The 13208-nt window shown below is 68.6% G+C and carries 1 protein-coding gene (running past one end of the window); it reads right to left on the bottom strand.

Going from position 1 to position 13208, the window contains the following annotated elements:
• On the bottom strand, nt 1-13208 hold the 5' portion of the coding sequence (locus K2O50_RS12535) for a non-ribosomal peptide synthase/polyketide synthase (RefSeq protein ID WP_220690022.1). It extends 12247 nt beyond the left edge of the window; the window shows 13208 of its 25455 coding nt (coding positions 1-13208); it begins with the start codon at nt 13206-13208; its stop codon lies off the left edge, out of view.

Genomic DNA, 13208 nt, shown 5'->3' with positions numbered 1-13208 from the left:
AGCGGCGCCAGTTGCAGCGGCGCCTGGCGCCAGACCACCTGCACCGGCTGCGGCAGACCGTCCCAGAGCACTGCAGTGCGCAGGATGTCATGGCGGGCGATGACCTGCTCCAGGGCCTGTGCGAACGCCTGCAGGCGCGCCGCGCTGTCGAAGCGCAGCCGCGCGCGCAGGGCGTAGGGATCGGTGCCCACGGCGCTCAAGTGCAGGTAGAGGATGCCCTCCTGCAACGGCGCCAGGGGGTAGATATCCTGGACATTGGCCGCGCCACCCGGCACCGCGGCGACGATCCGCTCGATGGCGTCCGGCTCCAGGCTCACCAGCGCCAGCATGTCCGGGGTGATATGGGTGCAGCCCGCCGGGATCCGGTTGGCCGGCACCGCCACCGCGCCGCCCTGGCCCAGGGTGGCCGCCAGCGCCGCCACGCTCGGCTGGCCGAACAGGGTGCGTACATCCACCTGCAGTCCGGCCTGGCGCAGGCGCGCGGTCAGGGTCACGGCCAGCAGCGAATGGCCGCCCAGCTCGAAGAAGTTGTCGTGCCGCCCTACCCGCTCCACGCCCAGCAGCTGCGACCAGATCTCGGCCAGCAGCACCTCGGTTTCGCCTTGGGGCGCCTCATACTGGCGCGCCTGCAGGTCCGGCAACGGCAGCGCCTGGCGGTCGAGCTTGCCGTTGGGGGTCAGCGGCCAGCTGTCGAGGTGGATGAACAGCGCCGGCACCATGTACTCCGGCAACCGCGCCAGCAACGCCTGGCGCAGCGCGTCGGCCGGCTGCGGCTCGCCACGGTGGTAGGCGACCAGGCGATCACCGCCGTGTGGGTGTCGGTGGACCAGCACCAGGGCCTCGCGCACACCGGCCACGTGGTTCAGGCATGCCTCGATTTCGCCCGGCTCGATGCGCAGGCCACGCAGCTTGATCTGGTGGTCGGTACGACCGAGGAAGGTCAGGCTGCCATCGGCGGCCTGACGCACCCGATCGCCGCTGCGGTACAGGCGCTCGCCCTCGACGAACGGGCTGGCGATAAAGCGTTCGGCCTGTTGCTCCGGCAACCCCAGGTAGCCACGCGCCACCCCGGCGCCGCCGATATGCAGCTGGCCGGCGACGCCCCAGGGTACCGGCTGGTCGTGGGCATCGAGGACGTACAGGCAGGTGTTGTCGATGGGTTGGCCGATCGGCAATGCCCCGGATGGAATCGGCTGTCCGGGCTCCAGGGTCCAGGCGCTGCAGTCGACCGTGGTCTCGGTGGGACCATAGACGTTATGCAGGCGCACCTGCGGCAAGCGCTGGCGAAGCTGCCGGGCCAGGGCCTCGGTCAGCTCGCCACCGCCGCAGACGATATCGCTGAGGCTGACGCAGGCGGCACTGTCGTCCTGTTCGAGAAACTGCTGCAACAACGCGGGCACGAATTGCACCACGCCGACCTGCTGCTGGCGGATCAGCCCGGCCAGGTACTGCGGGTCGCGCTGGCCATCCGGCTTGGCCAGCACCAGGCGCAGCCCGCTGCACAACGGCCAGAACAACTCCCACACCGAGGCGTCGAAGCTCACCGGGGTCTTGTGCAGCACCGCGCCGCCGGCCGGGAACCGGCGGGCACTCCAGTGCACCAGGTTGGCCAGGTTGCGGTGCTCGACCATCACCCCCTTCGGCAGGCCGGTGGAACCGGAGGTGTAGATCACATAGGCCAGGTGCGCGCCGTTCAGCCCAGGCACCCGTGGGTCGCTGTCCGGCTGCCCGCCCCAGCTCGGTTGATCGAGATCGACCTGCGGCACCGCCGCCTCGCCGACCAGCATCCGCGTGCCTTGTTGCAGCAGCAGCGCTCGCGGCTGGCTGTCGGCGAGCATATGGCCGATACGTTCTGCCGGGTAATCCGGGTCCAGCGGCACATAGGCGCCACCGGCCTTGAAGATGGCCAGCAGGCCGACCACCAGCGACAGGCCGCGCTCGACACAGATCGCCACCCGGTCGTCAGGCTGCACGCCCAGCGCGATCAGGTGGTGGGCCAGGCGGTTGGCCTCGGCGTTGAGCTGGCGATAGCTCAGTTGTCCTTCCTCCGACTGCACCGCCACCGCCTCGGGATCGCGTGCCACCTGCTGCTCGAACAACGCCTGGACGGGCTGTTCGAGATCGACGGCCTGGACCGTGGCGTTGCAGGTCTGCAACAGATGCTCACGCTCATCGTCCGGCAATACCGGCAGCGCCAGCAGCGCTTGCCGTGGCTGAGCCTCCAGACCTTCGACCATGCCCTGCAGCACGTACCGCAGTTGCCTGCAGATCCGCTGGGCACCGACGCTCGCCGGGGTCATCGCCACCAGACGGAAGCCTTCCCCCATGTCGTCCACGCTCAAGCTCAGCGGGTAGTTGCTGCGCTCCTGGCCATCGAGGAACTCGATGCCCTGCCACTCCAGGCGCCGGTCTTCGCTCGCCGCCTGGCCATGGCGGTAGTTGAGCATGGCGCTGAACAGCGGCGCCGGGGCCGGCACGCCACTGCAACGCTGGGCCAGGGCCAGCGACGCGTGCTCATGCACCAGCAAGGCGCTCAGGCGCTGCTGGGTCAGGCGCACGGCGTCCTGCAGGTCGAGGCCCGCAAGGTCGAGGCGCAGCGGCAAGGTGTTGATGAACATGCCCAGGGCACGCTCGGCGCCCTCGCCGGCCTCCAGGCGGCCCAGCAGCACGGTGCCGAACACCACACGGTCGGTGCCGCTGACGGCCGCCAGCAGGCGGGCGAAGGCCAGGTGGAACAGGCTGGCGGGGCTGATGCCCAGCTGCCGGGCCTGTTGCCGCAGCCGCGCGGCCAGGGTTTCGTCCAGCCACAGCTGGGCTTCCTCGATGGCCTGACCGTCGCCCTGCACATCGCTCAGGCCGTAGGGCAGCGTCGGCTCGTCGATATCGCCCAGTTGCGCACGGAAGAACGCCTCGTGCTCGGCCTGGCTGACGCCCAGGCGCGCCTGGGCCACGTAGTTGCGATAAGGCACCGGGGCCTGCACCGGCACGGCGCTGCCGTGCAAGTAGCCCAGCAGCTCAGCGCCGATGATCTCCAGCGCGGTGTGATCGAGAACGATATGGTGGAACTGCAATAGCCCCTCGATGCGCTCACTGCCGATAACGCTGCTATACAGCAGGCGGATCAGCGGCGCCCGGGCCAGGTCGAGGCGTTGCAGGTCTTGCCCATCCAGCGGCGCGACCAGCAGCGGCGCCTCGCGCCAGACCACCTGCAACGGTTGCGCCAGGCCTTCCCAGAGCACGGCGGTACGCAGCACGTCATGACGGCTGATGGCCTGGCGCAAGGCCTTGGCGAACGCCTCCAGGCGTGCCGGGCTGTCGAACGCCATGCGCGATTGCAGCACGTAGGGGTCGTGCTCCGGCGAACTGAGGTGGTGGTAGAGAATGCCTTCCTGCAACGGCGCCAGCGGGTAGATGTCCTGCACGTTGGCCGCGCCACCCGGCACCGTGGCGACGATGCGTTCGATGGCGGCTGGTTCAAGGTCCACCAGTGGCAGCATGTCCGGCGTGATCTGGGTGCAGCCGACGGGGATCCGGTTGGCCGGGACCTCGACCTGGCGGCCATGGCCCAGGGTCGCCGCCAGCGCCGCTACCGTCGGCTGGCCGAACAGGGTGCGCACGTCGGCTTGCAGGCCGGCCTGGCGCAGCCGCGCGGTGAGGCTCACCGCCAGCAACGAGTGACCGCCCAGTTCGAAAAAGTTGTCGTGGCGACCGACCTGCGTAACGCCCAGCACCTCGGCCCAGAGTGCCGCGATAGTGGTTTCCACGGGGCCTTGCGGCATGGCGTAGGCCTGGCCGGTGAGCACGGCCGGTTCCGGCAAGGCCTTGCGGTCCAGCTTGCCGTGCCTGGTCAGTGGCAGCTCGTCCAGGCGGACGAAGGCTTGTGGTATCAAGTGGCCCGGAAGGCTGGCTTGCAGGCCTTGGCGCAGGGTGTCGAGATCGACCACGGCAGCTTCGGTGAACCAGGCCAGCAGACGTTCGTTGCGCACCAGTACCACGGCATCCGCGATACCCGGCTGAGCCTTCAGCGCGGCCTCGATCTCGCCCAGCTCGACCCGCACGCCACGGATCTTCACCTGGTCGTCATTGCGGCCCTGGTAGTCCAGCGTGCCGTCGGCATTCCAGCGCACAAGATCGCCCGTGCGGTACATCCGGCCGCCGTTGAACGGATCGTCGACAAAGCGCTCGGCGGTCAGTTCAGGGCGGTTGAGGTAACCTCGGGCGACCTGCGCACCACCGATGTACAGCTCGCCGGTCACCCCCACCGGTACGGGTTGGCGTTGCTCGTCGAGTACATAGACGCGGGTGTTGGCGGTCGGCTTGCCGATATGCAGCGCACCGCCCGGTTGCAGTTGCCCCGACGTCGCCACCACGGTGGTCTCGGTCGGGCCATAGTTGTTGACCAGCGCAAAGCCCGGATCGCGGTCGAACTGGCGCAGGCGATCGCCGCCGACCAGCAACGTGCGCAGGGTCGGATGCTGGCGTTCGCGACGCAGTGCCTGCTCGGCGACCGGTGTCGGCAGGAAGCTCACTTGCAGCGGCTGCTCCAGCCACCAGTCGAGCAGTTCATCGACATGCTCGCCGCCGATGGACGCCGGCGGCAGGTGCAGCACCGCTCCGGTGCTCAGTGCCGGCCAGGCTTCCCAGGCCATGGCGTCGAAGCCAAAGCCCGCGACACTGGAGGTGTGGCTGCCGGCGCCCAACTCGAAGGCCTGGCAATGCCAGTGAATCAGGTTGGCCAGGGTGCGGTGCTCAACCATCACCCCCTTGGGCTGACCGGTGGAGCCGGAGGTGTAGATGACATAGGCCAGTTGGTTTTCGTCCAGCCCTGCAACCACTGGGTTGCTGGCAGGTTGGTTGAGCCAGTCATCGCCATCCAGCCTGACTTTGGCTGCATCACCGACCAACGCTTCGGTGGCTGATTCGACCAGCACCAGCGCCGGCGCACTGTCGCTGAGCAGATAGGCAATCCGCTGCGCCGGATAACCCGGATCGACCGGCACATACGCCGCGCCGGCCTTGAGCACGGCCAGCATCGCCACCATCCGTTGCGGGCCACGTTCCAGGCACAGTGCCACGCGGTCGCCCAGGATCACGCCACGTTTGATCAGGTGATGAGCCAAGCGGTTGGCACGCTGGTTGAGCTCGCCGTAGCTCAGGTTCAGCTCACCCTGTACAACGGCCAATGCTTCGGGCGCTTGAGCCTCGACCAGCACGTGCACGGTCTGACCTTGCGGATAGGCCTCGGCTGTGGCGTTGAAGTCCTCCAGCACCTGGCGCGAAGCCTCGTCATCCAACATCGGCAGGTCATCCAACATTTGCCCGGGGCGCTGTTCCAGAGCCTGCAACAGCTGGCCGAGAGTGTTGACCATCCAGCCGCCGATCTGCGAAGCCGGCAGCCCTTCAGCGGTCAGCACGCTCAGGCTGAAGCCTTCGCCCAGGTCATCGACGCTCAGGGTCAGCGGGTAGTTGCTGCGCTCCTCGCCACCCAGCAGGCGCACGCCCTGCCAGATGCCCTCGCCGTCGCGAGCGACGCCCTCGCTACTGTGACGGTAGTTGAGCAAGGCACTGAACAATGGCGCCGAAGAGGCCACGCCGCTGCAACGCTGGGCCAGCGCCAGGGGCGCGTGCTCGTGTCCGAGCAGGGCCGACAGCCGCTGGTGGGTGACACGCAGCGCCTGGTCAACCGGCAACGCGGTGTCCACCCGCAATGGCAGGGTATTGATGAACATGCCCAAGGCCCGGTCGGCACCCTCGCCCGCTTGCAGACGGCCCATCAGCACGGTACCGAATACCACGTCGCGACGCCCCGCCAGCACACCCACCACGCGAGCCCAGGCCAGGTGCACCAGGCTGGCGGCGCTGACGCCGCGCTGCCGCGCTTGCTCACGCAAGCCATGGGCCAGGGTGGCCGGTAGCATCAGCGCGGCATGTTCGACCCGCCCAACATCACCCTGCACATCGGCCAGGCCATACGGTAGGGTCGGCTCGTCGATATCGCCCAGTTGCGCGCGGAAGAACGCCTCGTGGCCGGCCTGATCGTCGCCCAGGCAAACCTGGGCGACATAGTTGCGATACGGCACCGCGGCGGGCAGCGTGGCGCCACGCCCGTCCAGCAGCGCCTGCATCTCCTCGCCGACCACGGCCATGGCGGCGTGGTCGAGGGTCAGGTGGTGGAACTGCAACAGGGCTACCCACTCGCCCTGGCGCGGATCCTCGGCATAGACCAGGCGCAGCAAGGGCGCCTGGGTCAGGTCCAGACGCTGCTGACGGGCATCGAAACGGGCCTGCAGTTGCTCGATCACCGCCTCTTCGCCCAGGCCGGTGACTTCGCTGACCGCCAGGCGAGCCTGGCGCCAGACCACCTGCACCGGCTCGTCCAGTCCCTCCCAGACCACCGAGGTACGCAGGATGTCGTGGCGATCGATGACCTGTTGCAGGGCCTCGGCCCAGGTACGCAGCCGCTCCAGGCTGTCGAAGGCCAGGCGCGACTGCAGCAGGTACGGGTCGCCCTGCTCGGCACTGAGGTGATGGTAGAGGATGCCTTCCTGAAGCGGCGCCAGCGGGTAGATTTCCTGCACGTTGGCCGCACCACCCGGCACGCTGGCGACGATACGGTCGATGCTGGCCTGGTCCAGCTCGATCAGGCTGAGCATGTCCGGCGTGATGTGTATCGCATCGCTTGGGACCCGGTTGGCCGGCACCTCGATCTCACGTCCCGAGCCCACCGCAGCCGCCAGCGCAGCCAGGGTCGGCTGGGCGAACAGCACGCGCACATCGGCATCCAGCCCGGCCTTGCGCATGCGCTCGATCAGGCTTACCGCCAGCAGCGAGTGGCCGCCCAGTTCGAAGAAGTGGTCATGGCGACCGACCTGCTCGACCTTGAGCACCTCGGCCCAGATCGCAGCCAGCGCGGTTTCGATCTCACCTTGCGGCGCCTCGAAGGCACGGCTGACCAACGCATCGCTGCCCGGCTGCGGCAAGGCACGGCGGTCGAGCTTGCCGTTGGCAGTCAGCGGCAACGCGTCCAGGCGCACGTAGGCCGACGGCAGCATGTAGTCCGGCAGCACGCCTTGCAGACGCTCATGCAGCTCGCCGATGGTCGGCGCCTGGCCGGTGAAGTAAGCGACCAGGCGCTTGTCGCCCGGCACATCCTCGCGCACGATCACGGCGGCATCACGCACACCCGGGCACTCACCCAGGCGCGCCTCGATCTCGCCCAGCTCGATACGGAAACCACGTAACTTGATCTGCTGGTCGACACGGCCCAGGTAACGCAGGGTGCCATCGGCCTGCCAGCTCACCAGGTCGCCGCTGCGGTACATCGTGCCGCCGTTGAACGGATCCGGCAGGAAGCGCTCAGCCGTCAGTTCCGGCTGCCCCAGATACCCCAGGGCCACACCGTCACCGGCAATGTACAACTCGCCCACCGCGCCCACTGGCAGCAACTGCTGGCGGGCATCGAGCACGTAGCAGCGGCTGTTGCCGATCGGTTTGCCAATCGGGATGCTGCCCTCGCCCACCTCGGTGATTTCGTGGGTAGTGCTGAAGGTGGTGGCCTCGGTCGGGCCGTAGCCATTGAGCAGGTGTTGGGGCGCGCCCTCGCGCAGTACCCGGGCGATCACCGCCGGGTCCAGCACATCGCCACCGACCATCAGGTAGCGCAGCGCTCGGAACGCCGGCAGCAGGTCATCGGCGAACTGATGGAACAGGCCAGCGGTCAGCCACAGCACGGTGACGCCCTGCTCCAGCAGCACTTCGCGCAGGCCCTGGCGCGACAGCACCTGGTCCTGGTCGATCACCACCACCGCGCCGCCGTTGAGCAGTGGCGCCCAGACTTCCAGGGTGCTGGCGTCGAACGCCGGGTTGGAAGCAAAGGCCACGCGGTCCTGGCTGTTGAAATCGGCGAAACCGTTGTTGATCACCAACCGCACGATGGCCCGGTGCGGCACCTGCACGCCCTTCGGCGTGCCGGTGGAGCCGGAGGTGTACATGATGTACGCCGCGCTGCCGGCGTCCACCGCCAGGCCCAACGGCGCATCCGCGTAGCCGCTCAGGTCGAGCCGGTCGAGTTCGACCCGACGCGCGCCCTCCACTTGCGGCTGGTCGCTGTGGGTCAGCACCAACCGCGCATGGCTGTCGGCCACCATGAACGCCTGGCGTTCGGCCGGGGCGTTGCCGTCCAGCGGCACGAACACCGCCGCGCATTTGCTGACGGCCAGCTGGGCCGCCAGCAGATCGAACGAACGAGGCAGCAACAAGGCCACGCGATCGCCAGCCCGCACGCCCTGTTCGAGCAGGAAATAGGCCAGGCGATTGGCCTGGACCTCGAGCTCGGCGAAGGTCCATCGACGCTGACCCTGGACCACCGCCAGCGCATCCGGTGAATTCATGGCCTGGGCTTCGAACAACCGATGCACGGCCAGTTCACGCGGATACTCCCGCGCCGTGGCGTTGAACTGCCCCAGCACGCGCTCGCGCTCCGCTTCCGGCAAATGATGCAGGCTGCGCAAGGCACTCATCGGCGCCTGTTCCAGCGCCGTGACCAGTTGCAACAGCGCCATGCGCAGCAGCTGGCAGACCCGGCCACCGTCCACGGGTGCCGCGGCCTGCACCGTCAGCCTGAGGTCATCACCATAGTCATCGACACTGACCACCAGCGGGTAGTTGCTGCGCTCTTGGGCGGTCAGCAGCTCGATCCCGGCCCAGGCTGGCCCCTGGGCGGGTTGACCGGCACTGTGGCGATAGTTCAACAAGCTGGTAAACAGCGCCTGGGACACCGGCACGCCACTGCAACGCTGGGCCAGCGCCAGGGACGCTTGCTCGTGGGCCAGCAGGCGTGCCAGGCGCTGGTGGGTCAGGCGTACGCCATCGGCCACGCCTGCGCCACCCACGCTGACCCTCAGCGGCAAGGTGTTGATGAACATGCCCAGCGCCCGTTCGGCGCCCTCGCCGCCCTGCAGGCGACCGAGCAGCACGGTGCCAAACACCACGTCCTCGCGGCCGGACAACTGCGCCAGCACCTGCCCCCAGGCCTGGTGCACCAGGCTGGCGACGCTGACGCCCAGCGTCCTGGCCTGGCCACGCAGGCGTGCGCCCAGTTCCGGCTCCAACGGCTGGCGGCTTTCATTGACCAGGGCCGTATCAACCTGGGCCTCGCGCAATCCGAACACCTCGGTCGGTTCGTCGATATCGCCCAGCAGCTCGCGGAACAGCGCCTCGTCGGCCTGCGGGTCGGCGCCCAGACGCGCCTGGGCCACGTAGTTGCGGTACGGCACGCTGTCCGGCAGCGCCGTCTGCCCTTGCAGCAAGGCACCGATCTCGGCCACCAGTTGCTCCACGGCAGTGTGGTCGAGGAGGATATGGTGCAGCAGCAGGGTCGCCTCCAGGCGACCCGCCTGGACCTGGCTGCTCAGGCGCAGCAATGGCGCCTGCCCCAGGTCGAGCCGCAGTGTCTCCAGCGCCGGGCTCGGCACCAGCGGCGCCTCGCGCCAGACTACCTGCACCGCCTCGTCGAGGCCCTGCCAGTGCAGGCTGGTGCGCAGGATGTCGTGGCGGGCGATGACCTGGTTCAGCGCCGCAACGAATGCGTCCAGCTCGGCCTGGCCGGCAAAGGCGAAACGCGCCTGCACCACGTAGGGGTCGGCGCCTTCGCTGGCCAGGTGATGGTAGAGAATGCCCTGCTGCAACGGCGCCAGGCCGTAGATGTCCTGGACATTGGCCAGGCCACCGGGAATCTGTCGCACCAGTGCATCGATGGCGTCCTGGTCGAGGCTGGCCAGGGGCAGCATGTCCGGGGTGATCCGCGTGCAGCCGGCGGGAATGCGGTTGGCCGGCACGGCGACGGCCGCACCCCCACCCACCGATGCGGCCAGCGCTGCCAAGGTAGGCTGGCTGAACAGCACCCGCACATCGGCTTGCAGCGCCTGCTGGCGCATGCGCTCGACCAGACGCACCGCCAGCAGCGAATGACCGCCCAACTCGAAGAAGTTGTCGTCACGGCCTATCGCCTCGACCCCGAGCAGGTCGCTCCAGATCGCCGCCAGGGCGGTCTCGACCGGCCCCTCAGGTGCCTGGTACTGGCGCGTCGGCGCTTCAGGCGCCGGCAGGGCCTTGCGGTCGACCTTGCCGTTGGGCGTCAACGGCATGGCATCAAGGTGGATGAACAGTGCCGGCACCATGTACTCGGGCAGTTGCCCCAGCAGATGCTCGCGCAGGTCTTGCGCGACCTGGGCCTGGCCGGTGTGGTAGGCCACCAGGCGTGGGCCGCTGTGCGGGTGCTGGTGAACCAGCACCAACGCCTCGCGCACGCCAGGCAGGCGGTTCAGGCAGGCCTCGATCTCGCCCGGCTCGATACGCAGGCCGCGCAGCTTGACCTGGTGGTCGTTACGGCCAAGGAACGCCAGGTTCCCGTCCGCGCGCTGACGCACCAGGTCACCGCTGCGGTACAGGCGCTCGCCCTTGACGAACGGACTGTCGATAAAGCGCTCGGCCTGCTGCCCGGCCAGCCCCAGATAGCCCCGCGCCACCCCCGCGCCACCGATGTGCAGGTGCCCGGCCACACCCCACGGCAGTGGCTGGTCGGCGTCGTCCAGGACGTACAGGCGGGTATTGTCGATGGGTCGGCCAATCGGCAGCGCGCCGTGGGGCACAGGTTGTCCGGGCTCCAGGGTGAAGACAGTGCAGTCGACCGTGGTTTCGGTGGGTCCGTAGACGTTGTGCAGGCGCACCTGCGGCAGGCGCTCGCGCACCTGGTGCGCCAGGGATTCGGTCAGCTCGCCGCCACCGCAGACGATATCGGTCAGGCTGGTGCACTGCGCGCTGCGCGGCTGCTCGACGAACTGCTGCAACAGCGCCGGCACGAACTGCACCACGCTGACCTGCCGTTCGACGATCTCCCGCGCGACATAATCCGCGTCGCGCTGGCCGTCCGCTCGCGCCAGCACCAGCCGCAAGCCGCTGCCCAGCGGCCAGAACAGCTCCCACACCGAGGCGTCGAAACTGATCGGCGTCTTGTGCAGCAGCGCGCCGTCGGCGCTGGTCGGGCACAGCCCGGTGGCCCAGCGCACCAAGTTGACCACGCTGCGGTGCTCGACCATCACCCCCTTGGGCGTGCCGGTGGAGCCAGAGGTGTAGATCACATAGGCCAGGTGCCGTGGGGTAAGCCCGGCCACCCGTGGGCGGGTGGCCGGCAAGGCTTCCCAGGTCGGCTGGTCGAGGTCGACTTGCGCTACCGCCACCTCGCCCAGTACCTCGCGGGTCGCGCTATGGACCAGCACCGCCAGTGGCGCGCTGTCTTCGAGCATATGACGAAGGCGCCCGGCAGGATAACCCGGATCGAGCGGCACGTAGGCGCCACCCGCCTTGAGGATGGCCAGCAGGCCGACCACCATCGACACCCCGCGTTCGATGCAGATCGCCACCCGGTCGTCAGGTCTTACCCCAAGTTCGATCAGGTGATGGGCCAGGCGGTTGGCCTGCTCGTCGAGTTGGCGATAACTCAGTCGCTCGCCATCGGCCTCCAGCGCAACGGCTTCGGGGCGCAGCTGCGCCTGGTGTTCGAACAGGGCGTGCAGCGGCAGGTCCAGGTCATGGTCGACCGCCGTGTCATTGCAGTCCACCAGCAGGTGATGGCGTTCCTCCAGCGTCAGCACCGGCAGCTCCAGTAATGGCCGCTCGGGCTGCCGCTCGAGTGCCTCCACCACCCCTTCAAAAACTTGCCGCAACTGCCCACACAAGCGCTCTGCGCCCCACTCGGCGAGCGCCTGGACCGTCAGGCGCAGGTCCTCGCCCAGATCGTCGACGGCCAGGCTCAACGGGTAGTTGGTGCGTTCCTCGGCCCCCACCACATCGATGCCCGGCGCCACCGCGATCACCTCGGCCGCATCGCCCGCCGCGCTGTGGCGGTAGTTGAGCATGCTGTTGAACAGCGGCGTCGGCGCCAGCACGCCGCTGCAGCGCTGGGCCAGGGCCAGGGGCGCCTGCTCATGGCCGAGCAACGCCGTCAGTTGTCGATGGGTGACCAACAGCGCCTCACGCACGCCCTGCCCGCGCAGGTCGACACGCAGCGGCAAGGTATTGATGAACATCCCCAGGGCCTGTTCGCCGCCCTCACCCGCTGCCATGCGCCCAAGCAGCACACTGCCGAACACCACCGACTCACGTCCGGACAGCGCCCCCAGCAGGCGCGCCAGCCCCAGGTGCATGATGCTCGCCGGGCTCACGCCGAGCAGCCGTGCCTGGGCTCGCAGGCGCTGGCTGAGGCTCGGAGCCAGGGTCAGCCTGGCTTCCTCCATGGCCTGGCCGGCCACCTCCTGGACGCCGAAGGCCAGGGTCGGCTCGTCGATATCGGCGAGCATGGCGCCGAAGAAGGCCTCATGGGCCTGTTCATCCTGGGCCTGCCGACTTCTGGCCAGCAGGTCGCGGAACGGCACCGGGGCCGGTAGTCGCTCGCCCTCACCCGCCAGGTACGCCTGGATTTCGCGGCGCACGATATCCAGCCCGGTGTGATCCATGACGGTGTGATGAAACAGCAGCAAGGCCAGAACCTCGCCATCGCGGGCCTGGGCATGCACCAGCCGCAGCAGCGGCGCCTGGCCCAGGTCCATGCGGTAGTAATGCGTGTCGAAGCATTCGCGCAGCCGGCCCAGCACATCCCCGTCGCCGTTCAGCTCGACGGCCTCGCAGACCAGCGGTGCCTTGCGCCACACCACCTGCAGCGGCTGGTCGAGGTATTCCCAGGCCAGCGCGGTGCGCAGGATGTCGTGGCGTTGGATCACCCAGTCGAGCGCCTCGGCGAACGCCTGCAGGCGCGCGGGGCTGGCAAAACGCAACTGCGCCTGCAGCACGTAGGGGTCGCCCTCGGCCGCCGTGAGGTGGTGGTAGAGCATGCCCTCCTGCAGCGGTGCCAGCGGGTAGATGTCCTGCAGGTTGGCCGCGCCGCCGGGCACCGTGGCGACAATGCGGTCGATGGCCGCCTGGTCGAGGCCGGCCAGCGGCAGCATGTCGGGGGTGATGCGCAACGCCGGGCTCAACCAGCCATGATCCAGGCCGGCGAGCATCTCCAGCAGTGCCGGCTTGTGGGCCGCCAATGCATCCCACAGGGCGTCATCGAGGGTGTCTTCATCGCCTTCGACGATCAGGTCGGCCTCCTCGCGCTGGAGTCGGATCGCACGGGTGGAGAGCGCTGCCATGAGTTCGCTGAAGAGCAT

The sequence above is a fragment of the Pseudomonas sp. 2hn genome (assembly GCF_019646095.1).
GTDB lineage: Bacteria > Pseudomonadota > Gammaproteobacteria > Pseudomonadales > Pseudomonadaceae > Aquipseudomonas > Aquipseudomonas peradeniyensis.
This window is presented reverse-complemented; position numbering and strand designations above follow the sequence as displayed.